This window comes from Streptomyces sp. NPDC050738, assembly GCF_040654175.1.
Taxonomy (GTDB): Bacteria; Actinomycetota; Actinomycetes; order Streptomycetales; family Streptomycetaceae; genus Streptomyces.
Genome location: NZ_JBFAHN010000013.1, coordinates 141,187 through 164,331, shown reverse-complemented (window position 1 = coordinate 164,331; position 23,145 = coordinate 141,187). Strand labels below are relative to the sequence as shown.

19 protein-coding genes and 1 tRNA gene are annotated in these 23,145 nt (G+C 70.4%); 12 read left to right on the top strand and 8 right to left on the bottom strand.

Annotated features, from left to right (window positions below; genetic code table 11):
- Positions 1-40 precede the first annotated feature (40 nt).
- Positions 41-898, top strand: coding sequence for a patatin-like phospholipase family protein (locus tag AB0H78_RS28845; protein ID WP_363237564.1), 858 nt, complete (start codon positions 41-43; stop codon positions 896-898).
- Complete coding sequence (locus AB0H78_RS28840) at positions 895-1,740, top strand: fused MFS/spermidine synthase (RefSeq protein ID WP_363237563.1); 846 nt, start codon at positions 895-897, stop codon at positions 1,738-1,740. Before AB0H78_RS28845 ends, AB0H78_RS28840 begins: the two co-directional genes overlap by 4 nt.
- Here AB0H78_RS28840 and AB0H78_RS28835 read toward each other — a convergent pair.
- On the bottom strand, positions 1,702-2,994 hold the full coding sequence (locus AB0H78_RS28835) for an MFS transporter (RefSeq protein ID WP_363237562.1): 1,293 nt from the start codon (positions 2,992-2,994) through the stop codon (positions 1,702-1,704). The genes AB0H78_RS28840 and AB0H78_RS28835 overlap by 39 nt on opposite strands.
- Positions 2,995-3,090: 96 nt before the next feature.
- Here AB0H78_RS28835 and AB0H78_RS28830 point away from each other — a divergent pair, with 96 nt between their 5' ends.
- From AB0H78_RS28830 to AB0H78_RS28820, 3 genes are all read left to right on the top strand, one after another.
- On the top strand, positions 3,091-3,543 hold the full coding sequence (locus AB0H78_RS28830; RefSeq protein WP_363237561.1) for a DUF4442 domain-containing protein: 453 nt from the start codon (positions 3,091-3,093) through the stop codon (positions 3,541-3,543).
- A 167-nt stretch (positions 3,544-3,710) separates the two neighbouring features.
- Entirely contained in the window at positions 3,711-6,179 is a 2,469-nt protein-coding gene (locus AB0H78_RS28825; protein ID WP_363237560.1) for a beta-glucosidase, read from the top strand.
- A 47-nt stretch (positions 6,180-6,226) separates the two neighbouring features.
- Positions 6,227-6,889: a DedA family protein gene (locus AB0H78_RS28820; protein WP_363237559.1), complete on the top strand. Its 663-nt coding sequence runs from the start codon at positions 6,227-6,229 to the stop codon at positions 6,887-6,889.
- A 10-nt stretch (positions 6,890-6,899) separates the two neighbouring features.
- Here the strand turns inward: AB0H78_RS28820 and AB0H78_RS28815 are convergent, their stop codons facing one another.
- The gene (locus AB0H78_RS28815) at positions 6,900-7,433 is read right to left on the bottom strand and encodes a gamma carbonic anhydrase family protein (RefSeq protein WP_363237558.1); all 534 of its coding nucleotides are present in this window, start codon (positions 7,431-7,433) and stop codon (positions 6,900-6,902) included.
- Between the two features lie 79 nt (positions 7,434-7,512).
- Between AB0H78_RS28815 and AB0H78_RS28810 the strand changes: the two genes are divergently transcribed.
- Positions 7,513-8,229, top strand: a complete 717-nt coding sequence (locus tag AB0H78_RS28810) for an acyltransferase (RefSeq protein ID WP_363237557.1) — start codon at positions 7,513-7,515, stop codon at positions 8,227-8,229.
- A 10-nt stretch (positions 8,230-8,239) separates the two neighbouring features.
- Here the strand turns inward: AB0H78_RS28810 and AB0H78_RS28805 are convergent, their stop codons facing one another.
- Entirely contained in the window at positions 8,240-9,106 is an 867-nt protein-coding gene (locus AB0H78_RS28805; protein ID WP_363237556.1) for an EamA family transporter, read from the bottom strand.
- A 94-nt stretch (positions 9,107-9,200) separates the two neighbouring features.
- On the opposite strand from AB0H78_RS28805, the gene AB0H78_RS28800 reads away from it, so the two are divergent.
- The 5 genes from AB0H78_RS28800 (at position 9,201) to fxsT (ending at position 18,523) form a co-directional block, all read left to right on the top strand.
- The gene (locus AB0H78_RS28800; RefSeq protein WP_363237555.1) at positions 9,201-9,773 is read left to right on the top strand and encodes an XRE family transcriptional regulator; all 573 of its coding nucleotides are present in this window, start codon (positions 9,201-9,203) and stop codon (positions 9,771-9,773) included.
- Between the two features lie 43 nt (positions 9,774-9,816).
- Positions 9,817-10,371, top strand: coding sequence for a YbaK/EbsC family protein (locus AB0H78_RS28795; RefSeq protein WP_363237554.1), 555 nt, complete (start codon positions 9,817-9,819; stop codon positions 10,369-10,371).
- Between the two features lie 387 nt (positions 10,372-10,758).
- Positions 10,759-13,155, top strand: a complete 2,397-nt coding sequence (locus AB0H78_RS28790; RefSeq protein ID WP_363237553.1) for an FxsB family cyclophane-forming radical SAM/SPASM peptide maturase — start codon at positions 10,759-10,761, stop codon at positions 13,153-13,155.
- Positions 13,156-13,233: 78 nt separating this feature from the next.
- Positions 13,234-14,565: a TIR-like protein FxsC gene (locus tag AB0H78_RS28785; protein WP_363237552.1), complete on the top strand. Its 1,332-nt coding sequence runs from the start codon at positions 13,234-13,236 to the stop codon at positions 14,563-14,565.
- A gap of 1 nt (position 14,566) precedes the next feature.
- Positions 14,567-18,523 (top strand): FxSxx-COOH system tetratricopeptide repeat protein, encoded by a 3,957-nt coding sequence (gene fxsT / locus AB0H78_RS28780; protein ID WP_363237551.1) that lies wholly within the window; start codon positions 14,567-14,569, stop codon positions 18,521-18,523.
- A 35-nt stretch (positions 18,524-18,558) separates the two neighbouring features.
- On the opposite strand, the gene AB0H78_RS28775 is transcribed toward fxsT, so the two are convergent.
- The 5 genes from AB0H78_RS28775 to AB0H78_RS28755 all read right to left on the bottom strand — a co-directional run bounded on the left by AB0H78_RS28775 (position 18,559) and on the right by AB0H78_RS28755 (position 22,857).
- Positions 18,559-19,422, bottom strand: a complete 864-nt coding sequence (locus tag AB0H78_RS28775; RefSeq protein WP_363237550.1) for an alpha/beta fold hydrolase — start codon at positions 19,420-19,422, stop codon at positions 18,559-18,561.
- Positions 19,423-19,524: 102 nt separating this feature from the next.
- A complete protein-coding gene (locus AB0H78_RS28770; protein ID WP_363237549.1) occupies positions 19,525-20,328 on the bottom strand; it encodes an AAC(3) family N-acetyltransferase in 804 nt (267 codons plus the stop codon).
- A gap of 68 nt (positions 20,329-20,396) precedes the next feature.
- Entirely contained in the window at positions 20,397-21,110 is a 714-nt protein-coding gene (locus AB0H78_RS28765) for a C39 family peptidase (RefSeq protein ID WP_363237548.1), read from the bottom strand.
- A 137-nt stretch (positions 21,111-21,247) separates the two neighbouring features.
- Complete coding sequence (locus AB0H78_RS28760) at positions 21,248-22,273, bottom strand: helix-turn-helix domain-containing protein (protein ID WP_363237547.1); 1,026 nt, start codon at positions 22,271-22,273, stop codon at positions 21,248-21,250.
- A gap of 176 nt (positions 22,274-22,449) precedes the next feature.
- Entirely contained in the window at positions 22,450-22,857 is a 408-nt protein-coding gene (locus tag AB0H78_RS28755; RefSeq protein WP_363237546.1) for a CoA-binding protein, read from the bottom strand.
- Between the two features lie 212 nt (positions 22,858-23,069).
- Here AB0H78_RS28755 and AB0H78_RS28750 point away from each other — a divergent pair.
- Positions 23,070-23,142: transfer RNA gene (locus AB0H78_RS28750), tRNA-Arg, on the top strand.
- The last annotated feature ends 3 nt before the right edge of the window (positions 23,143-23,145 follow it).

Sequence of the window (23,145 nt, the reverse complement as noted above, 5' to 3'; positions counted from 1 at the left end):
GGCCCTTGGATGGTCCCGGCGGACGGGCCACACTGCGCTCATGACGGATACGGCTCTGGTACTGGGCGCGGGCGGACTCACCGGCGTCGGCTGGGAGATCGGCATTCTGCACGGCCTCGCGGAGGCGGGCACCGATCTCTCCACCGCCGACCTGGTGATCGGCTCCTCCGCCGGATCGGTCGTCGGCGCGCAGCTGACGTCCGGACTGCTCACGCTCCCCGAGCTGTACGAGCGCCAACTGGCCGATCCCCGGGGCGAGATACCGGCCCACCTGGGGGCGGGCACGATGCTGCGCTTCGTGCAGGCGGCGATCACCTCCCGTACCCCTGAGGCGTACGCACGGAAGCTGGCCCGTATGGAACCCGGCGACGGCGCGCAGGGCGGGGCCGACCGGCGCGAGGTGATCGCCCGGCGGCTCGTCTCGCACGAGTGGCCCGGGCGGCCGTTGCTGGTGACCGCCGTCGACGCGGTCACCGGTGAACTCCGGGCGTTCGGCAAGGACAGCGGGGTTCCCGTGGTGGACGCCGTCGCGGCCAGCTGTGCGGTTCCCGGTGTCTGGCCCGCCGTGACCCTGGAAGGACGCAAGTGGATCGACGGGGGCGTGCACTCGTGCGCCAACGCCCACCTCGCCGCCGGATACGCACGCATCGTCGTCATCGCCCCGACCGCGGCCGGCGGCGGCGTGGTGGTCTCCCCGCGCAGGCAGGCCGCACGACTCGCCGCCGAAGGTGCACGGGTCGAGGTCATCACCCCGGATCCCGCCGCACGAATGGCCTTCGGGCGCAACGTGCTGGACCCCGCGCGCCGTGCCCCGGCAGCCCGCGCGGGTCTGGCCCAGGCCGCCGCGCACGCGGAGGCGGTGGCGGCCCTGTGGGCGGGCGGCACAATGAAGGCGTGAGCGAACAGATACCGGTGATGAGGGACGTGGACACGGGCACCGCCAAGCTGATGCCCGACGTGGACCGCCAGCGCGCCTGGCTGCTCACCGTGGACGGTGCGCCGCAGTCGTACGTGGACCTGGACGATCCGGCGTATCTGGAGTTCGAGTACGCGCGCAGGCTCGCCCATGTCGTGGACTGCACGGCGGCGGAGGGCGACCCGCTGGACGTGATCCACCTCGGCGGCGGCGCGCTCACCCTGCCCCGTTACGTCGCGGCGACCCGCCCTGGTTCGCGCCAGGACGTGGTGGAGGCGGACCGTGGGCTGCTCGCACTGGTCACCGAGCATCTGCCGCTACCGGACGGGTCGGGCATCACCGTGCACGCGGCCGACGCGCGCCACTGGCTGGAGAATGCCCCGGCCGCCGGCGCCGATGTGCTGATCGCGGACGTCTTCGGCGGCTCACGGGTGCCGGCGCACCTCACCTCGCTGGAGTACGCGCAGGCGGCCGAGCGGGCCCTGAAGCCCGGCGGGATCTACGCCGCGAACCTCGCCGACGGCGCGCCCTTCGCCTTCCTCCGCTCCCAACTGGCCACGTTCCGGGCAGTGTTCGCCGAGCTCGCGCTGATCGCCGAGCCGGGCGTCCTGCGCGGCCGGCGCTTCGGCAACGCGGTACTGGTCGCCTCGCACACCGAGATCGACACGGCGCGCCTGGCCCGCCGTACGGCATCCGACGCCTTCCCCGCCCGTGTCGAGCACGGGGCGTCGCTGGAGCGGTTCATCGGGGCGGCGCAGCCGGTCCGCGACGCCGAGGCGGTCGCCTCACCCGAGCCGCCCGACGGCGCCTTCCACATCGGCTGACGCCTTTTCCGGAGCGGGGTCCGGGGTCCGGCGTTCCAGATTCCGTACGTCAGGAACACAGAGCACCGCTGCGGTGAGCAGCGCGATCAGCCCGGAGCACCCCCACAGGGCGGCCGTACGGCCGAAGGCGTTCGCCGCGGGTCCGGCCAGCGCGGTGGCGAGCGGGAGCATGGCGATCGAGCCGAGCCAGTCGTAGGCGGAGACCCGGGAGAACTTCTCCTCGGGGATCTCCTGGTGCAGTGCCGTCATCCAGGAGACGCCGAAGACCTCGATGGAGATACCGGTCAGGAACATGATGACCATCAGTACGGTGGCCGAGGTGGGCAGGGCGAGGGCCGCCGACGGAAGCGCGAGCGGGAAGACACAGAGCGAACCGGCGAACAGCAGGCGTCTCGGCTTCCAGCGCATCATCACCAGCGCACCGCCGACCGTCCCGGCGCCGAAGGCGGCGAGCGCGAGGCCCCACGGGCCCGGACCGCCGAGGCTGTCCTGGGCGACGAGGGGTCCGTACACCGCCTCGGCGGCGCCGACGACCGCGTTGACCACCGCGAACTGGATCACGACCGACCACAGCCACGGGCGGCTGCTGAACTCCTGCCAGCCCTCGCGGAGATCGGAGATCATCCCGCCGCCCGGTTCGCGGGCCGGAATGTGATCGACGTCCAGGAAAGCGCGCAGCGAGCCCGCGACCGCGAAGGCCGCGGCATCCACGGCCAGTACCCAGCCCGGTCCGACGGCGGCGATCAGAGCGCCGCCGATGGCTACGCCGCCGATGCCCGCGCCCTGCATCGCCATGCGGTAGAGGGCGAAGGCCCGGCCGGCCTGTTCGCCGCTGACGGTGGAGAGGAGCATGCCCTCGGAGGCGGGCGAGAAGAAGGCCTGCCCGGTGCCGCAGAGCGCGGTGAGCAGCATCATCTGCCAGAGCTGCGGGTCGCCGGCCAGGACGAGTACCGCGAATGCAGCCTGGGAGAGGCAGTTGAGGGTGTTGGCCGCGACCATCACCCGATGGCGCGGAAGCCGGTCGGCGAGTGCTCCGCCGACGAGCAGGAACAGGACGAGAGGCAGCGTGCGGGCCGCCGCCACCAGGCCCACGTCGCCTGCGTCGCCGCCCGACTCCAGGACCGCGAACGCCGCCGCGATCAGTGCGCCGCCGGCGCCGAGGTTCGTGACGACCGCCGCGGACGTGAGGAGCGTGTAATTGCGCCCGGCCCATGCGGGTCGGCGTATTCGGCGGGAGTCGGCGGGTGTAGTCACCACGGGACTATGGATGCTCAGGTGCTCCGTTGCCAACTCGACAGTCCGTCGCAAAGGATGGCCAAGCCAACCTACTCGTGGGTAACATCTTGCTCCATGAGTGAAGAGCAGAAGTCCCTCGGCGAGTTCCTCGCTGCCACGGTCCCCATGGTCAAGTCCCTCAACCTGGAGTACCTGGAGACCACCGCGGAGCGCGCCGTCCTGCGCCTGCCGGACCAGCCCGAGTACCGCAACCACGTCGGCGGGCCGCATGCCGGCGCGATGTTCACGCTCGCCGAGTCGGCGAGCGGTGCGATCGTCCTCGCCGCCTTCGGCGACCAGCTGAGCCGTGCCGTGCCGCTCCCCGTCACGGCCGACATCGCCTTCAAGAAGATCGCCAGGGGAGTGGTCACGGCGACCGCGACCCTGGGCCGGCCCGTCGCCGACGTGGTCGCGGAACTGGACAAGGGGGAGCGCCCCGAGTTCCCGGTCGCCGTCTCCATCCAGCGCGAGGACGGGGCGGTCACCGGCGAGGTCAACGTCCTCTGGACGCTGCGCCCCAACAACTGACCCGCTCACGGGCCGACGAGGAGGGCGCCCCGCCGCGGGCGCCCTTTTCGCGTACGGCGCGCGCCGAACGACGGCGTGTCCGAAGGGCCAGGACGCATAGTGCGCTTATATGCCGAATTACGGAAGTTCGGCACATCGGCAATCGGTATGCGAAGGAGCGGCGGCCCATGCCCCGACATGTCTCCCGGAGATCAGCCCTGCGGATTCTGGGCGGGGCCGTCACCGTGGCGGCAGCCGCGACCGCCGGCTTCACCGCACCAGTACGGGCGGCCGGGCGCACCGCAGGCGCGGGACCGCGCGTCGAATCGCTGCTCGGCCGCCTCACTCTCGACGAGAAGCTGAGCTTCCTGCACGGCGCCGAAGATCCGGCAGGCCTGGGCCAGGCCGGCTTCGTCCCCGGCGTAGCCCGGCTCGGCATCCCGCCGCTGCGACTGGCCGACGGACCTGCGGGCGTACGCATCGACCGCCGCGCCACCGCACTTCCCGCGCCCGTCCTGCTCGCCGCGGCCTTCGACCCCGCCCTCGCCCGCGCCTACGGCGAGGTCATCGGCCGCGAGGGCCGGGCGCTCGGTCTGGACGTGCTGCTCTCGCCCATGGTCAATCTGATCCGCACGCCGTACGCGGGGCGGAACTTCGAGACCTTCAGCGAAGACCCGCTGCTCTCCGCCGACTTGGTGGCCGAGGAGATCAGGGGCATCCAGGGCGAGGGGCTCATCGCCACGGTCAAGCACTTCGCCCTGAACAACCAGGAACAGGACCGGATGAGCGTCGACGTACGCGTCGGCGACCAAGCCCTGAACGAGGTGTGGCTGCCCGGATTCGAGGCGGCGGTCGACGCCGGCGCGGGCTCGGTGATGGCCGCGTACAACCGGGTCGGCGGAACCTTCGCCTGCGAGAACGGGGAACTGCTCACCGGAATCCTGCGCGAGCGCTGGAATTTCGACGGCTGGGTGATGACCGACTGGTACGCCGCACACAGCACCCTCGCCTCGATCACGGCAGGCCTCGACATGGAGATGCCCAGCGGCATCTACTTCGCGGACGCTCTGCGCGGCGCCGTGCTCGGCGCCGTCCCTGAAGCACTCGTCGACCGGTCCGTACGCCGGATCCTCACCGTGATGGAGCGCTTCGGACTGCTCGGCGCCGCCCCTCCGCAGCGTCCGCACCGAGACCCGGCGGCCGGTGCGCGCACCGCGCTCGCCGTCGCGAAGGCCGGGGCCACCCTGCTGCGCAACGAGCGGCGGATGCTGCCGCTGACCGGGCCCGCGGCGCGGAGCATCGCCGTCATCGGCCCCACCGGATCGATCCCGTGCGTGGGCGGCGGGGGCAGCGCGCGGGTGGTGCCCGACCGTGCGGCCAGCCCGCTGGAGACCATCACGTCGCGCGCGGGTAGCGGGGCCAGGGTTGTGTACGCCCTCGGCGAGGACCTCTTCGGCAAACCGCTGCCCCCCGCATCCCTGGCGCCCGGCGCCGACTTCGAGGGTCAGAGCATCCCGGCCGGCCGCCTCTGGACGTACGACGGCACCCTCACCGTCGATGCCGATGACGAGTGGACGTTCGTCGTCCATTACGAGGGGCTGCGCCCGGAGATCAGGATCGACGGCGGGGAACTCTTCCCCCTCGCACCGGGATACGGTGATTTCCTGCCCGGCTCCATGACCAGCATCGCCCCCGACGGCCTCGCCGTCCGCCGCCGGACCCTGCACCTCACGCCCGGCCCGCACCGGCTGCAGATCACCGCGTGGGGAGGCGGCGAGGACCATGTCTTCCGGCTGCGCAGGAGCACCGGCGCCACCCGCGCCGCCGATGTCGCCGAGGCGGTGCTGGCCGCGGGGACCTCGTACAGCGTGGTGCTCTTCGCCTACGAGGACGCCACCGAGGGGGCGGACCGCACCTCGCTCGCGCTCCCGGGGCACCAGCGCGAGCTGATCGAGGCGGTCACGGCGGTCAACCCCCGTACCACCGTGGTCCTCAACACGTCATCGGCCACGGCCATGCCCTGGCTGGAGCGCACCGCCTCCGTCCTGCAGATGTACTACCCCGGCCAGGAGGGCGCGGCCGCCACCACGGCGGTGCTCTTCGGCGACTGCGATCCCGGCGGCCGCCTCACCCAGACCTTCCCGGCCTCCGAGGACCACCACCCGACGGCCGGCGACCCGCTCCGCTACCCGGGAGCCGGCGGCAGGGAGGAGTACACGGAGGGGATCCATCTCGGCTACCGCTGGTACGACGCACAGGGAGTCGAGCCGCTCTTCCCCTTCGGGCACGGGCTCTCGTACACCACCTTCCGTTACGAGAACCTCCTCGTGAGGCCGCTCGGGGGAGGGTGCGTCGAGGTGCGGTTCGCCGTCGTCAACACTGGAGAGCGTTCGGGCATCGAGATCGCACAGGTCTACGTGGGGCCCTCGGCCGAGCTCGGTATCGACCAGGCGAAGAAGGCGCTGGCCGGCTATCGGCGCCTCGAACTGCGGCCCGGGGAGCGGCGGGAGGTCACCGTCCGCGTCTCCGCGCGCTCCCTCTCCTCCTGGGACACCGCACACCGCACATGGGTCCTGGGCACCGGGCAGCGGACCGTCCAAGTGGGCGCCTCGGCAAGGGATCTGCGGCTCACCGGGCAGGCGGCCGTGTCGGTGTGACCAGGTAGGCTGCCGGACAAGGACAGACCAAACGGGAGGATGCGGCCTTGCACGTCCAGGATTGGCTCGACAGCGTGCCTGCGGCCCTTGTCTACCTGCTGGTGGCGTTGGTCATCGGGGTCGAGAGCCTCGGTATTCCGCTGCCGGGCGAGATCGTCCTGGTGAGCGCCGCGCTGCTCTCCTCCCAGAGCGGGCACATCAACCCGGTCATGGTCGGCGCCTGCGCCACGGTCGGAGCGATCGTCGGCGACTCGATCGGCTATGCCATCGGACGCAGGGGCGGACGGCCGCTGCTGGCCTGGCTGGGCGCCAAGTTCCCCAGACACTTCAGCGAATCGCATGTGGCGATGGCGGAGCGGTCGTTCCAGAAGTGGGGCATGTGGGCGGTCTTCTTCGGCCGCTTCATCGCGTTCCTGCGGATCTTCGCGGGTCCGCTCGCGGGCGTACTGCACATGCCGTACTGGAAGTTCCTGATCGCCAACGTCCTCGGCGGGATCGTCTGGGCGGGCGGCACGACCGCGGTCATCTATTACGTGGGCAGCAGCGCGGAGAAGTACCTCAAGAACTTCTCGTACGCGGGCCTCGCGCTCGCCGTGCTCATCGGGGTCGGCTCCATGCTCGTCGTCAGGAACCGCGCCAAGAAGGCGCAGGCCGAGCACGCGGCGGCGGCTGCGGCTGCGGCGGCCGAGCCTGTGTCGGCCGCCGACTGATCCCGCCCGCTCAGGAGTCGGGTGCTCCGCTCTCCCGGTGGGCTTCCTCGTGCGCCTTGGCCAGACCCAGGTACATGGCGGCGTTCAGCTTGATGACCTCGCGCTCCTCCTCGGTCAGCTGCCGCTTCACCTTGGCGGGCACACCCGCGACCAGCGAACCGGGCGGCACCTGCATCCCCTGCGGTACGAGCGCTTGAGCCGCGACCAGGGAACCGGCGCCGATCCGGGCCCCGTTGAGCACCGTGGCGCCCATACCGACCAGGACGTCGTCCTCGACCGTGCAGCCGTGCAGCACCGCGTTGTGACCGACCGAGACGCGCTCGCCGACGGTCACCGGGAAGCCGAAGTCCACATGGACCGTGCAGTTGTCCTGGATGTTGCTGTCGGCGCCGAGCACGATCGGACCGCAGTCGGCGCGGAGCACCGTGTGGTACCAGACGCTGGAACCCGCGGCCATGCTCACTTCGCCGATCAGCACGGAGGTCGGCGCGGCGAAGGCCGCCGGGTCGAGCTCGGGCTCCTTGCCGTTCAGGCGGGTCTTCATCGGGTTCTGCCTCTCGGTGGGGTGAAGATCACAGCGTACGGGCCGGGCCGGGCGCCGTACCCGTGAGTACGGTGAGCGGGTGCCGAAGAACAGAAACACGTTCTCATCGCTCACGTCCCGTGTGCTCCACGCGGGATGGCGCCGGGTGCAGCAGGCGGGCGCGGTGACAGCCGAGCGCCCGGGACAGCTGCGCTTCGGCCGTATCGGCGCGGGAACCCGGCTGGCGTTCCCGCAGGGAACGGTCTTCGGCGAAGCCTGGATCGAGCTGGGCGACCACTGCATCATCGGCGAGCAGGTGACGCTGACGGCAGGGATGATGCCGGACCTCGACCTGGGACCCGAGCCGATCCTGCGCCTCGGCGACGGGGTGGTGCTGGGGCGCGGCAGCCATGTCATCGCCGACACGAAGATCACCATCGGGGCCGACACCTACTGCGGTCCGTACGTCTACATCACGTCCACGAACCACAGCTACGACGATCCGCACGAGCCGGTCGGCAAGCAGTGGCCGCGCATGGAGCCGGTGGAGATCGGCCCCGGCTGCTGGCTCGGCACGGGAGCGGTGATCCTGCCCGGCGCCCGGCTCGGCCGCAATGTGGTGGTCGCTGCGGGTGCGGTCGTACGCGGAGAGGTGCCCGACCACTCGGTGGTGGCCGGGGCGCCCGCCCGTGTCGTACGGAGCTGGGACGCGGAAGGGGGCTGGACGCCTCCGCTGCGTACGCCCGCTCCCGTACCGATCCCGGACGGGATCACCTCCGAGCAACTCCTCGCGCTGGCCGAGCTGGAGGAGTCCTGACCGGTCGGCGTCAGCCCGTCGCCAGCAGCACCGTGCCGACCAGGGCGAGTCCTGCGCCCGCCGCCTGGATGGCGCGCAGCCGTTCCTTGAGGACGGATCGGGCGGCGACCGCGGTGATCACCGGGTAGAGCGAGGCGAGTACGGCGGCGACCGTGACCGGGCCCGCGTGCGCGGCCACCGAGTAGGTGCCGTTGGCGGCGACGTCCGCGAGTCCGACGAAGGCCAGCGCGGGCAGCGAGGCCCGGATCACGCTCGCTCCGCCCTCCTCGGGGAGGGCGCGCGCACCGCGCCTCACGGAGACGAACAGGGCGGTGGACCCGACGGCGACGTTCGTGACGCGCTGGACGAAGAGTGCGAGGAAGAGCCCGGTGACAGTCGTGGACGCCTCGGCGATCAGCGACATCACCGCACCGAATCCGACCGCGGCGACCAGGGTGAGGGCGACCGCCTGCCGCTGCACCGGCGCCCCGCGCAGCTCGGGTCCGCCGGCCAGCACCACGCCCGCGACGGCGACCGCGATCCCCGCGAACTGCAGCAGCCCGGGCCGCTCGCCGAGGACCAGGCCGACGGCGACCGGGACGACGACGCCGAGCGAGCCGAGCGGGGAGACCACACCCATCGGCCCGAGCGCGAGCGCCTTGTAGAAGCTGAGCATCGCGACCGGGCCGACCACACCGGCCGCCACCGCGAACCACAGCTGCGGTCCGAACTCGCTCCAGCCGCCGGTGGCGACGACGACCGCGCCGAGCACCACCACGGCGATGATCTGCGAGACGACGACGACGGTCAGCGCCGGGATGCGCCGGGTGAGCAGTCCGCCGCCGAAGTCGGCCAGCCCCCAGAGGAGACTGGTGGCCAGGGCGAACAGTGCGGTCATGGGGGCGCCTCGCAGTACAGTGTGGTGGACCTTCGGGTGCACCACACCGTAGTGCAAAATATTGAACTCTGTCATCCAAAATAATGGACGGAATGTGTCGGACCTCGACCAGCTCACGCAGTCGCTCGCCCGGAACCTCAAGCGCTGGCGCGGCGAGAGGGGCTTCACGCTCGATGCCCTCGCCGCCCGCGCAGGCGTAAGTCGCGGCATGATCATCCAGATCGAGCAGGCCCGCACCAACCCGAGCGTGGGCACCACGGTGAAGCTCGCCGACGCCCTCGGGGTCAGCATCACCACGCTCCTCGACTACGAACAGGGGCCGCAGGTCAGGGTCGTACCCAAGGACCAGGCGGTACGGATGTGGTGGACGGAGGCGGGCAGCCACACCACCCTGCTCGTCGGCACCGAGGAGCGCGGACCGCTGGAACTGTGGGCCTGGCGCCTGGAGCCCGGGGACGGCAGCGCGTCGGATCCGCATCCGCAGGGGACCATCGAACTGCTCCATGTGACGGCGGGCGAGCTCACGCTGGTCGTCGACGGGGTCCCGCACGCTGTGCCGGCAGGGACCTCGGCGACCTTCGAGGGCAATGTGCCGCACGCGTACCGCAACGAGGGCACGGAGCCGGTCGAGATGACCATGGCGGTCTCCATCCCGCCCGTTCCCTGAGACGGTCAACCGCCTTTCAGGCAACGGCTGTTACCGTGCCGCCATGCGCGCACCCCTGGGCGGTTTCGACGACGCGGCTCCTGCCCCGGAGCGTCTGGACCGGCTCACCGCACCTGTCGCAGACGCTGTACGTACCTGGCAGGGCGATGTCCCCGTGGATCAGCTGATCCATGTGGACACCGACCCGGAGATCGCCGACACCGCTGCCTTCCTGGAGCACCACGGCCCCGGGCTCCTCGCCGCCTCCGCGAACTGCGTGGTCGTCGCGGCCAAGCGCGGCGGTGAGACCTCCTTCGCCGCCTGTGTGGTGCTCTCCAGCACCCGCGTCGACGTGAACGGCGTCGTGCGCAAGCACCTCGGTGCGCGAAAGGCGTCGTTCGCCCCGATGGACACGGCGACCGGGGAGACCGGAATGGAGTACGGGGGCATCACTCCGATCGGGCTTCCCACCGGCTGGCCTGTGCTGGTCGATCCGGCTGTCGTCGACACCGAGTGGGTGCTCATCGGCAGCGGCAGCCGGCGCGGGAAACTGATCGTGCCGGGCAAGGCCTTCGCGGGGCTGCCTGGCGCGGTCGTGCTGAGCGGCCTCGGAAATTGAGACCAGCTGGATATCTCAAACGACTACACAGCACATCCCCCTGTCGGGACAATGGGCTGCCCTGGTGTCTGCACCTCTGTGGGGGGCACCCTAATGCGCGCCCGCGCGCCCGCCACGAAAACGGCCGATCATCGTTATCGGGGGGGTACGACCCCTCTGGAAAGGCGCGCAACATGAACACCGCTCTGGTATCCGCGGCCGACAGGCCCGCACCCGTAGCTCCTCGGCAGAGCATGCCCCGGGTATCACTGGCTAATCGTGGTGTCGTACGGAGCGGCGGTGATCTTCCGGCATCCGTCGGCCGCCTGATGTCGGCCGGTGCGGGGACGACCCCGATCGTCGCGGCCTTCCAGTCCTCGGTCTGAGCTGCCGGACGTAGACCCGACCATGGACCGGCCGTCGCCGTCTCTGAGCCAGTTCGTCCTGAAGGTGCACAGTCGCTGTGATCTCGCTTGCGATCACTGTTATGTGTACGAGCACGCGGACCAGAGTTGGCGCGGTCGGCCCAAAGCGCTACCCGAACAAGTGCTGGCGCGCACCGCGGACCGCATCGCCGAGCATGCCGCCGCCCACCAGCTCCCCGCCGTCCACGTCGTGCTGCACGGGGGCGAACCGCTGCTCGCGGGCCCCGGACTTCTCCGCAGGGCCGCCAAGGAACTGAGCCGGGCGTTATCGGGTGTGAGCGCGCTGGATCTGCGAATCCACACCAACGGCGTTCTTCTCAGCGAACGCTTCCTCGATCTCTTCCTCGAGTACGACATCAAGGTCGGTGTCTCCCTCGACGGCGACAAGGCGTCCAACGACCGCCATCGCCGCTATGCGGACGGCCGCACCAGCCATCCTCAGGTGCTGCGGGCGGTCGAACTCCTCAACCGCCCCGCCTACCGGCCCCTCTTCGCCGGGCTGCTCTGCACGATCGACGTCCTGAACGACCCCGTCGACGTCTACGACGCGCTCGTCGCACTCGATCCGCCCCGGCTCGACTTCCTGCTGCCCCATGCGACCTGGGACACCCCGCCGCACAGACCCGGTCCTTCGGCCACCCCGTACGCGGACTGGCTCGATGCCGTGTACCGGCGCTGGGACGCGGGCGGCCGTGCCGTGCCGGTGCGTATCTTCGACTCCGTACTGCGCACCCTGCGCGGCGAGAGCAGTCTCACCGAATCGCTCGGGCTCGCGCCGGCCGACCTCGTGGTGATCGAGACGGACGGCACCTACGAGCAGGCCGACAGCCTCAAGGCCGCCTACGACGGCGCTCCGGCCACCGGAATGGACGTCTTCACCCACTCGCTCGACGACGTGGTGGCCCACCCCGGGATGCGGGCCCGGCACCTGGGCGTCGAGCAGCTGAGCGAGGACTGCCGGTCCTGCCCGGTGGTCAACTCCTGCGGTGGCGGGCTCTATGCGCACCGCTATCGCACCGGCGGCGGATTCGACAATCCGTCGGTTTTCTGCCCCGATCTGATGGAGTTCATCGTGACCGTACGGGACAGGGAACCCGCTGCCGGCCCTGCCGTTCCGCTCGCCGATCTCGATCTGCTGGCCGAGGGCTTCGGCGATGCGGAGACGGTCGGGCGCCTGGTGGCGGCCCAGCTGGAGACCGACCGGGAACTGGTCGCAGCCGTGGTGGACCGGATCCCATCGGGTGATGAACTGGCCGACCACGCATGGGAGTTGCTGGTCGACCTGGACGCCAAGGAACCCGAGGCTTTCGACGCGGTGATCGCCCACCCCTACACCAGATCGTGGGGCCTGAGCGTCCTGCAGGGGAGCGCCCCCTCCGCCGCGTCCTGCGGACTCGCGGAGCTCGCCGCCGCCGCAGCGATGCACGCCAGGCGCGGAGACACGGTACGGGTGCCGGTACGGGCCGGCCTGCTGCGGTTGCCCGGACTTGGCTCGCTGGCCCTCGCCGGTCATCAGGGAACGGCCGAAGTCACCGCAGATGCACAGGAGTTCACCGTACGGGCCGGATCGCGGACGCTGCGGATCGGCTGGGATGAAGGGGTCGACGGGCTCAACCCGTACTGGAACCCGGTACGGCTCGTCCAGCTGCCCGGCTGGACCGTGGCGCTCGAGGACACCGACCCGCTGCGCGACAGCCACCAGTGGCCGGTCTCGGAACGGCTCACCGAGGGCGAGGCGAAGATCTGGGCGGAGGATCTGGCGGAAGCCTGGTCGCTGATCGGCGGCGAACTCCCCCGCTACGCACCGGGAGTGGCCACCGGACTCCGGTCCATCACACCGCTGAAAGCGCCGGACGGCAGTGACGTCAGTGCCGCCTCGCGGAAGGCGTTCGGCGCCGTCGGAGCGGCCAGGCCGGCGGCCCCCGGCCTGCTGGCGCTGCTCATCGTCCATGAGTTCCAGCACGTCAAACTGGGTGCGGTACTGGACCGCCTCGACCTGTACGACACCGCCGAGCGGCGCACCTTCTACGCGCCCTGGCGCCCCGACCCGCGACCGCTTCCCGGGCTGCTTCAGGGGACGTACGCCCATGTCGCGGTGACCGACTTCTGGCGCACCCGGCGGCACGCCTCCCAAGGGCGGGACTTCGAGGCGGCGGAGGCGCACTTCACGCGCTGGCGCGGGCAGACCGCCGCGGCGGTGGAGGTGCTTGCCGGGTCGGGGGCGCTGACCCCGCTCGGGGAGCGGTTCGTGGCACGGATGGGCGACACGGTGCGCCAGTGGCTGCAGGAACCGGTGTCGGCTGCTGCGCAGGCACGAGCGGAGCTGTCGGCCCAGGAGCACCGGAAGAGCTGGATTCAGGCCAACTCCCGTACTGAATAGGTTCGTTCCGTCACTTCGGGCGGAGAATTGTCGTTTCCTACACTGGGTTCCCAGCCACGCGGACCGGGGGAGACGCCTGTGAGCGGAGTTGCCGGTGCTCCGGGGGACGACCCGAGACCGTACTTCTTTCTCAGTTACGCGCACATACCGAAGAGCGACCCCAAGGACGCGAACCCCAATGTCTGGGTGAAGAAGTTCTATCAGGACCTCTGCGAGCACCTGATGAACATGACGGCTCTCCCCGCCGGAGCGCCGCCCGGGTTCATGGACCGTCAGATGAGGCCGGGGGAGCGGTGGCCGGTCGAACTCTCCAGGGCGCTCGCGCACTGCCGTGTTTTCGTGCCGCTCTACTCGCCGCGCTACTTCCGCAGCGAGCAGTGCGGCCGGGAATGGTTTGCCTTCTCCCGCCGCGCCGCGCATTCCCAGACGGTGAACAGCGACAGCAACGCACAGTCGAACAATGCCCAGTCGAGCGGAATCGTGCCCGCGCTCTGGGTCCCCGTCCCGGTCAAAGAGCTGCCGAGCCAGGCCGAGCGACTGCAGTTCGCGCACGAGGAGTTCGGCGAGGACTACGCGGCTGAGGGCTTCTACGGACTGATCAAGCTCGGCTATCTGCGCAACGAGTACGAACGCGCGGTCTACCGGCTGGCGAAGCGCATCAAGGAGGCTGCGGAAAGTACCTCGATCACGGACGGAGACCCGCAGCAGGACTACCACTCCGTACCCACCGGATTCGGACCGCCCGGCGGCAAGCGCAAGATGGACATCTCCGTGCTCGCCTGTTCCCGGTCCGAGCTGCCGGACGGCCGCGGCCCCGACTGCTACGGAGTCGGTGCGCGCGAGTGGAACCCCTACCATCCGGAGTCCTCGCGGCCGCTTGCGGACCATGCCGCCGAGCTCGTCCGCAACCTCGACTACGAGGTGAGCGTAGGGGAGTTCGAGGCGGACGCGGACCGCATGCTGCCCAAAGGACCGCCGCCCACCCCCGGACTGCTCCTGCTCGACCACTGGGCGGCGAACGCCTCGCGCGGCGCGGAGCTGCTGGGGAAACTGACCGCCGAGAACCGGCCGTGGATCAGCGTGATGGTGCCCTGGAACCGGGCGGACCCGGACTCCGCGCACCAGGAGGACGCACTGCGCGCCACGATACGGAGCCTGGCGCCGCGTCCCGCGGACGAGGGCGGCCACTGCTCGCCCAACGGCGGGACCCCCGACCTGTACGCGTTCGACCGGGAACTGCCCCTCGCGGTGAAGTCGGCGGCCAAACACCATGCCCGCCACGCACAGACCTACCCGCCCGACGGGGACGGTGGTTCCAAGCCCCAGGTCCTGCCGTCGGGCGTGGGGTACGGCTCCGGAATTCCCCCCAGGGAGACCAGGGGTAACGCAGACGACCCGGAGGGCTCGTAACGTGACCGAGAACCGTGAAGGAACCGTTGTCACCTTCTACTCCTACAAGGGTGGCACCGGCCGGACGATGGCCCTGGCCAACGTCGCCTGGATCCTGGCCTCGAACGGACACCGGGTACTCGCCGTCGACTGGGATCTGGAAGCGCCGGGACTGCACCGGTTCTTCCATCCCTTCCTCGATCTGAGCAACCTCGAGGCGACGCCTGGGCTGATCAACCTGATCACCGAATACCAGGAGGAGGCCCGGCGGCCCGCGGAGCGCGAGAGTGACTGGCACCGCCGCTACGCACGGGTGCGTCCGCATGCCACCTCCCTCAAATGGAAGTTCCCGCAGAACGGGAGCCTCGACTTCCTCTCGGCCGGGAGGCGGAACCGCGACTACTCGTCGACTGTCGGCCGGATGGACTGGGACGACTTCTACGAGCGGTTCGGCGGCGGTCAGTTCTTCGACGCCATGCGCGCCGACATGCGTACGCACTACGACTTCACCCTGATCGACAGCCGTACGGGCCTCAGCGACATCGCGGACATCTGCACGGTCCAGATGCCCCATGTCCTGGTCGTCTGCTTCACCCTCAGCGACCAGAGCATCGACGGCGCATCCGCCGTGGCCCGCGACATCGAGGAGCGCTACCGGGACAACGGGATCCGCATCCTGCCGGTGCCGATGCGGATCGACGACGGCGAGAAGGAGAAGGCCGACGCGGGACGGGCGCTGGCCAGGGAGAGCTTCCCCGGGCTTCCCTCCGGGCTGAGCGGTGCGGAACTCGCCAACTACTGGGGATCGGTGGAGATTCCGTACCGGCCGTTCTACGCGTACGAGGAGATCCTGGCGACCTTCGGCGACGCACCGAACGTCTCCAGCTCCATGCTCACCGCCTGCGAGCGCCTCACCTCGGTCCTCACCGGCGGACACGTCAGCGCGCTCCCGGCGATCGACGAGGCCGAGCGGCTCACCTATGTGGCCGCCTATACGCGGCGGCGTCCCCTGCCTCCGTCGAATGTGCTCCTGGTCCACGGGTCGGAGGACCAGATGTGGGCCGACTGGCTGTCGTCGGTGCTCACCCGGGCCGGATTCCATGTGGTCACCGCGGATGTACGGACGGCCGCCTCGCCCGGGTTCGAGGCGAAGTTCGCGTCGGGCGGTGCGTACCGGGTCATGCCGGTCGTCTCCGCGGCGTTCATCAACTCGCCCTGGGTGAAAGGATTCTGGGACTCCGTCTCCGACCTGCACCAGATGCTCCTCGTCAAGGTCAGCGACGTGCGCCTCGCCCTGCCGATCAGCACCGGCGGCATCGTGGAGCTGACGAGGGTGGAGGAGACCGAGGCGATCACGGAGCTCATGTCGGCGCTCGACCGTGAGGAGACCGACGACGCCCCGGCGCTCGCCCCGGCGGGTCCGCGCTATCCCGGGCTGACGCCGACCGTCTGGAACGTACGGCAGCGCCATGCCTGGTTCACCGGCCGCGCATCCGTACTGGAGTGGCTGCGCGACCAGATGCGCGGCGACCCGCGCGCGGCCCAGCGCTTCCCCCAGGTCCTCTACGGGCTCGGCGGGGTGGGCAAGACGCAGGTCGCCCGCGAGTACGCGCACCGGTTCCGGGCGGACTACGACCTGGTCTGGTGGATCGAGGCCGAACAGTCGGACCGTGTCCTGTCCTCGCTGGCGGAGCTCGCCGAAGCCATGGACCTGCGTGCGGGCGACGTCGTCGCCGAGGCGGCCGCAGCCGCGTTGCAGGCGCTGCGGAGCGGAAGGCCGTACAGCCGCTGGCTGCTGATCTTCGACAACGTGGAGGACCTCGACAAGCAGCTGCTGCTCTTCCCCGAGGAGACCGGACCCGTCTCGGGCCATGTGTACGGCCACATCCTCGCCACCTGCCGCAACAAGCCGGTCTCCACCCGAGTCGAGTCGACCGAGGTGGACGTCTTCACACGCGGCGAAAGTGTCGAGCACCTCTGCCGGCGCGTACGCAAACTCGCGTCCCCGGACGCCGAACGGGTCGCCGAGGCCGTCGGCGACCTACCCCTTGCGGTCGAGGTCGCCGCGGCCTGGCTGGCGGAGACCGCGACTCCGGTCGACTCCTATGTGGAGCAGCTGAAGGAGCAGAGCACCAGGGTGCTCTCGCTGGGGAAGCCCGAGGACTACGCGCAGCAGATCGGGGCCACCTGGAACATCTCCATCGACCGGCTCAGGAAGGAGTCGAAGGCCGCTGTCCGCCTCCTGGAACTCTGTTCCTTCTTCTCCGCCGAACCGATTTCGATGCGGCTCATCGGCAGCGATGCGATGCTTCAGTCGCTGCTGCCGTACGACCCTGACCTGCGCGAGCGGTACATGCTCGGGAAGGTCATCCAGGCGCTCAACAGGTTCGCGCTCGCCAAGGTAGACCCGGCCGACAGCAGCATCCAGGTGCACCGCCTCGTCCAGGCGGCGGTCCGCGCCGGGCTGAGCGCCGAGGAGCAGGAAAAGGCCAGTCACGAGGTGCATCTGATCCTCGCCGAGGCCCGGCCCGCGGAGGGAGTCGACCGCGACAATCCCGTCAACGACCCGAAGAGCTGGCCGAGTTTCGAGCTCATCTGGCCGCATCTGGGACCGTCCGGCATCGCGGACTGCGACGACGAGAAGGTCCGGCAGATCATGGTCGACCGCATCCGCTATCTGCTGAAGCGCGGGGAGCTCGAGAGCGCGCGATTACTCGGTACGCAGCTCAACACCATCTGGAGCCGGCAGCTGGGCGAGGACGATCTGCAGACCCTCAACATCCGCTTCGAGCTGGGCAACGCGCTGCGCGCGCAGGGCAAGTACGAAGAGGCGCGCGCCCTGGACGAGGACACCCTGGCCCGGCAGGTCCGGGTGCTCCACAAGGACCACCCCCACGACGACCACCCCAGCATCCTGATCACCACGGGAAGCCTGGCAGCCGACCTGCGGGCGCTGGGCCGGTTCGAGGAGGCGCTTGTCAGGGACCTCGCGATCTTCCGGGGTCTGCGTCAGATCTTCGGCGAGAACCATCCCCGGACTCTGATCGCCGCCAACAACCTGGCGATCGACTACCGGCTGAGCGGCGACAGCGAACTGGCGCGCAGGCTCGACGAGGAGACGGTGGAGCGCCGCAGCGCACTCCTGGGCGACGACCATCCCTTCACGCTCACCACCAAGGGGCATCTCGCCCGGGACCTTCGGGAGACGGGCGAGTACCGGGCGTCGGTCCAGGTGCTGAGGGAGGTCGTGGCCGCCTTCGAGCGGGTCCTCAACGCGGATGTGCCGGAAGTGCTGCGTACGGCCAAGAGCCTGGCGGTGTCCCTGCGCAAGGCCGGGCACCCGCACGACGCGAAACGGCTCACCGAGGAGACGTACAACCGCTACCGGGCGCGGTACGGGACCAAGGTGCCCGACGCCCTGGCCTGCGGGCTGAACCTGGCCGCCGACTTCTCCGCGGTCGGGGACAAGCAGGCTGCGCTCGACCTCGCCGGCCAGGTCCTGGAGGGGTACCGCGAGACCCTCGGCGACGACCACCCCTTCACGCTCGCCTGCCGCAACAACATCGCGATCTACCAGCGGGGGCTCGGGGCCGCCGCCGAGGCGGCGGAGGCGGGCGAATGGATCCGTACGTCACTGGAGGAAGCGCTGGGCGCGCGGCATCCCTTCACTCTGTGTGCGGCGCTCAACCTGGCCAACGCGTACGGCGACATCGGGGAACTCGCCAGGGCTGAGGCGTGGGAACGGGCCGCGCTGGAAGGGCTGTTGGAGAGGTACGGGCCCACGCATCCGGACGTGCTCGTCTGCCAGTCCAACCTCGCCATCACGCTCCGGGCGTCCGGCCGCAGCGAAGAGGCCCAGCAACTGCGGACCAAGGTCCTGGAACCCGCCGCACGTCAGCTCGGCGTGGACCATCCGATCACCGAGGCGGCCCGGGCCTGGAGGCGGCTCAATCGGGACCTCGAACCGCAGCCGGTCTGAGGTGCGGGGCGGCGGGGCGGCGGGGCGCAGACCGTTCACCGGGTGGCCCAGCTCAGCACCCGGGCGAGGACCCGCAGGGCCCCGAAGTGCGCCGCGCCGCGCTCCACGACCAGTTCGGCGCGCGGGATCCGTTCGGCCAGCCAGCGGGTGTGGGCCGCGGGGGCGAAGATGTCGTCCTCGCCGTGCCAGAGCAGCACCGGCGCGCTGATGTCCTCGGGCCGGAACTCCCAGTCGCTGGCGAAGGCCATGACGTCGTCGACCCAGCCGTCGGCCGAACTCCTCAGCCCCTCGGCGAAGTTGCGCACCAGCATGGCCCGGATCCCGGTGTCCGAGACGATGCTCCGGTCGGAATCGGAGAGGTCGCGGTGCATGTCGGCGACCAGTCCCGCCGGATCCGACCTGATCGCCACCGACCGGAACTCCAGCGCCGCGGTCAACTGGCTGTGCCCGGCAGCCGCGTTGATGTACTCGCGTACGTTGCCCTCCGTCATGCCGTCGAACCAGTCGAGCCCCTTCGCGTCGCGCGGCGCGAGCCCCACGAGCGCGGCCGCCCGGACGGCGCGGTGGGGCAGCAGAGCGGCGCAGGCGAGCGCGTGCGGGGCGCCGCCCGACCGGCCGACGACAGCGAACTCGGCCAGGCCCAGCGCGTCGGCGATGGTCTCCACGTCCGCGGCGGCGTGTGCCACCGGGCGGCCTGGCAGCCGGTCCGAATCGCCGTATCCCGGCCGGTCGAAGGTGATCAGACGCACCCCCAGCCGGTACAGCACGGCGCTGCGGGGGGCCGGTCCCAGCCTGCTGCCAGGGGTGCCGTGGAGCAGGAACACGGGTCTGCCCCGCGGATTTCCCTGGTGCTCGACCGCAAGTTTCCGGCCGTCCTTGGTGCGGATCACCTGTCCCACCTGACGCCTCCCCCGTGGTCCGGGTACGCGGCAAGTATGAGCGCGCACAGGCCGCCCGGTACATACCCGCACAAGACGAATGCGTGCTTCGTTCATCTCGTGTCAGTACGGGCGATGGGCCGGGAGCCACTTCTGCGCGAAGTCCACGGCGTCGGTGAGCCGGAACAGCCTGCTGTGCGCCGCACCGACCGGCCCCGATCGCGGAGTCCCGCCGCCGCTGTGCTCGAAATCGTCCCCCAGAGCGCCGAAGTCGCTGTCGTCCAGGGCGACGTCCTCGTAACTCCACCACGTACGCCCGCCCGGCGCGGAGATCACGCAGCGGTACGTGCGGCGGGGCGGCGCCGGCACCCGGTACTCACCGAGGTGGAAAGCGGTGCAGGTGTCGAACCCCGTCCCCAGGAACAGGACATGGGCGTCCGCGTCGTACAGGCGGGCCAGCGGCGAGTCCTCGCCGAGGTGGCAGTCGGGGCGGTGACCGGCCATGAGCTGTCCGGCGCGGGGGCCGAGCGCGGCGAACGAGGTCTGTGGGTGGGCGCTGCGCTCGGCTCCCGGGGTGCGGCGTACGGTCTCCGCGAGGATCCCCAGGGACGCCGAAGCGGGGGTGGCTGCCGGATCGTAAGGCGGCATGCCGGCCCGTACGGCGGCCGTGGCCTCGTCCCCGAGGCCCTGCACCCGCGAGCGGTAGGCCGGTGAACTGTCGGAGTTCTCCAGGGTGAAGACCGGCACCACCAAGGTCCCCGCCGTCCCGAGCGCACCGCGCAGGGCGCTCACCACGGCGTGGGCCCCACCGTCCACCGCGCCGACGGCGCGCAGCGAGGCGTGCACCATCAGGGTGCCGCCGGGCTGCACGCCCAACTGTGCCAGGTGGTAAGTCAGTTGCTGTGTGCTGTACTGCGGTCGATGCATGAAATCATCATCGATGATGATCCGTCAGTTGTGGGTGATCCACGTCCCCTTGGCGGCGGGCGCGCACGTCAGGCGGAGTAGCCCTTCGGCGGGATGAGCGTGGCCAGCTGGTCGAAGGAGAGCCAGTAGATCTGGTTGCCGCCGAAGGACGCCGGGTCGGCGATCAGGACGGTGCGGTCCGCGTCGTCGTATCCGATGACCGTGAAGTAGTGGTAGATCGTCTGGTCCGAGGGGTAGCCGGGGGGCTGGTTGCCGGGCGGGGCGACGATGTTGGCGACGATCGGGTAGTTGTTGTCGACGTCCAGGACGATGTCCCGCCACAGCAGGTCCCTCTGGGCCTGGGTGGGCGGGTCGTTCGGCATCTGCTTGGTCTCGTACCAGCCGGTGCCGAGGTTCGCGTTGAGTACGTTCGTGACCAGGCCTATGTGGTCCGTGCCGTTGACCGTGGTGCCGAGCTGTCCGGCCAGGTCGGCCTGGCTGGGCGGGGATGTACGGGCGGACAGGGCGATGCGGGTGGCGGCCGGGCCGCACCAGTAACCCGTCTGCTGTACCTGGTAGTCGATCTGGAGGGTGTGCACGCTCTCGGTGCGCGCACCGTCGACGTGCAGCTTGGTGCCCGGCTTGTTCTGGCCGCTGACGACGGCGGTTCCGGCTGACGAACCGTGGGCGAGTACCGATACGTTCGGTGCATGGGGGCGGGGCGCCGCCTGGGCAAGTCCTGGAGAGCTGAGGGCCAGGGCGGCGGTGGCTGCTATCGCGGCGGACACGAGTCTCTTGCGCATGAGGGCTCCTGAAGGGTTGGACCTCGCGACGGACGGGGCCAGCGTGAGTCCCCGCGCTCGTGGGGCGCAAGCGGCGAAAGTTCAGGGTTACCAAGGGAGTTGGCGCGCAGGAGCGGAGCGGTGGACGCGGCTCAGGCTCAGACCGTCCTGGTCGGTACGCCGGAGGGGACCTGCCCGTCCGCCGTGTCCAGCAGGCCACGCCCCTCGGCCGTCGCGACGTGCCAGGACCGGCCCGATCTGCGGACGGTGGTGACCAGTCCGGCCGCCCGTAGGACGTTCACGTGCTGGCTCACGGCGGGATGGGTGACAGTCAGGGCGCGGGCGAGTTCGACGGTGGAGCAGCCGGCGCGGGCCGCACGAAGGACCGCAGCACGCGTATGACCGAGCAGTGCCCCCAAGGAGTCGCCTGTTGCCGCGAGTTGGCCGCCTTCGGCGGACGGGCCTGCCCAGTCGGCGGTGTGATGGATGGGGTACACCAGGACGGGCGGCAGCTCCGCGTCGGCCAGGGTGAGCGGTGTCGGCCAGCAGAAGAACGACGGCTGCAGCACGAGTCCGCGGCCGCGCAGCCGGAGTTCCTGGTCCACGGGGTAGGCGACTTCGAGGACGTACGGCGGCCGCCAGCGGAACTGCGGTCCGAGCCCTGTCAGGAGCCCCTCCGTGCCGCCGTCCAGCAGGCTGCGTATCCGCAGCGCGCGGTCGACGTCGATGTGTGCGTGGACGCGCCGCCAGAACGGTGCGAGCGCGTCGCGCTGCCAGGCGTGCAGGGAGCGGCCGAGGCTGCGCAGGACGTCGGCGTCGCCGTCGGCCAGCAGGTGGGCCCAGGGCGGAAGCGGGCGCTCGGCCGCCAGCTGGGCCAGCTCCGAGCGCAGGCGCGGGCGCGGGGTGGACAGGAGGGTGTCGACGGCCGCCTGGAAGGTGCTGCGGTCGCCTGTGGTGGGGGTGAGGAAGTCGGGGGAGTAGCCACGCGGCGGCAGCAGGCCCGCCAGCGCCCGGGAGTTGCCGGTCAGGCGCGGCCTCGCCCACTGGCGCCAGGCTCCGAACTCCCGTGCACCATCACGGCGTTGCAGGGTCTGGACACTGTTGCTGATCTCCCAGAGGAAGTCGGGTCCAGGAGCGACACGCAGCCGCATCAGGTCCTCGTCGGTGAAATGGACCCTCAACATGGCTTCCTCCATCGAGGGGCCGTGGAGGGCCTGTCCGTGTCACCTTCCCCCACGGGTCCCGGGCGTCCGGAACAAGGGCAACGGCCCGTTCCTACCACGCGGGACATCAGGCATCACAGACGGCTGTGGGGTCCTGTGGCCGGAACGGGCCGTGCGGCGGCACCGGGGGAGCGCCGTCAGCCTAGGCGCGGGATTTCGATGGCGGGGCAGCGGTCCATGATCATGTCGAGCCCGGCCGCGTGGGTGCGGTCGTACGCGGCCTCGTCGACGACACCGAGCTGGAACCATACGGCTTTCGCGCCGATGGCGACGGCTTCGTCGGCGACGGGGCCGGCGAGGTCGCTGTTGACGAAGACATCGACCACATCGATGGGGAACGGAATGGAGTCGAGGGAGCTGTAACCCTGTTCTCCGTGCACCGTCTCGGCTTTGGGGTGCACGGGGACGATCCGTTTGCCGTAGCGCTGCAGGACCTCGGCGACCCTGTAGGCGGCACGTGCCTCGTTGGAGGACAGCCCGACAATGGCCCAGGTGTCACCGGTCTCTGTGAGGACCTTGCGGATCGTGCCTGGATCGGCGTACATGCTGGCTCCTTGCCGTTCGGAAGACTTCCTGTTCCTTGGAACCACAGGGCTCTCGTGGAGATTCCGGGATGCGTGGTGTTCCTCCTCGGTTCCCGCGCGTCTGCGCTGGTCGCGCTCCTCCGGCCCGCACGGTCAGGCGTGGGATGCGAAGCCTGATGCGAGCGAAATGGCGTTGTCCGGCTTCAGGAATGGTGGCTAGAGTTCCCAATCCACGACGTGTAGCTCAGTAGCCAGAGCGCCGGGCTTCGGACCCGGAGGGCGCAGGGGCGGAACCTGCCACGTCGGCTT

What these genes read in the sequence shown, in the direction of transcription:
- AB0H78_RS28845 (WP_363237564.1), top strand. Translation starts at nt 41, where the DNA reads ATGACGGATACGGCTCTGGTACTGGGCGCGGGCGGACTCACCGGCGTC.
- AB0H78_RS28830 (WP_363237561.1), top strand. Translation starts at nt 3,091, where the DNA reads ATGAGTGAAGAGCAGAAGTCCCTCGGCGAGTTCCTCGCTGCCACGGTC.
- AB0H78_RS28825 (WP_363237560.1), top strand. Translation starts at nt 3,711, where the DNA reads ATGCCCCGACATGTCTCCCGGAGATCAGCCCTGCGGATTCTGGGCGGG.
- AB0H78_RS28815 (WP_363237558.1), bottom strand. Translation starts at nt 7,433, where the DNA reads ATGAAGACCCGCCTGAACGGCAAGGAGCCCGAGCTCGACCCGGCGGCC.
- AB0H78_RS28805 (WP_363237556.1), bottom strand. Translation starts at nt 9,106, where the DNA reads ATGACCGCACTGTTCGCCCTGGCCACCAGTCTCCTCTGGGGGCTGGCC.
- AB0H78_RS28795 (WP_363237554.1), top strand. Translation starts at nt 9,817, where the DNA reads ATGCGCGCACCCCTGGGCGGTTTCGACGACGCGGCTCCTGCCCCGGAG.
- AB0H78_RS28790 (WP_363237553.1), top strand. Translation starts at nt 10,759, where the DNA reads ATGGACCGGCCGTCGCCGTCTCTGAGCCAGTTCGTCCTGAAGGTGCAC.
- AB0H78_RS28770 (WP_363237549.1), bottom strand. Translation starts at nt 20,328, where the DNA reads ATGCATCGACCGCAGTACAGCACACAGCAACTGACTTACCACCTGGCA.
- AB0H78_RS28765 (WP_363237548.1), bottom strand. Translation starts at nt 21,110, where the DNA reads ATGCGCAAGAGACTCGTGTCCGCCGCGATAGCAGCCACCGCCGCCCTG.
- AB0H78_RS28760 (WP_363237547.1), bottom strand. Translation starts at nt 22,273, where the DNA reads ATGTTGAGGGTCCATTTCACCGACGAGGACCTGATGCGGCTGCGTGTC.
- AB0H78_RS28755 (WP_363237546.1), bottom strand. Translation starts at nt 22,857, where the DNA reads ATGTACGCCGATCCAGGCACGATCCGCAAGGTCCTCACAGAGACCGGT.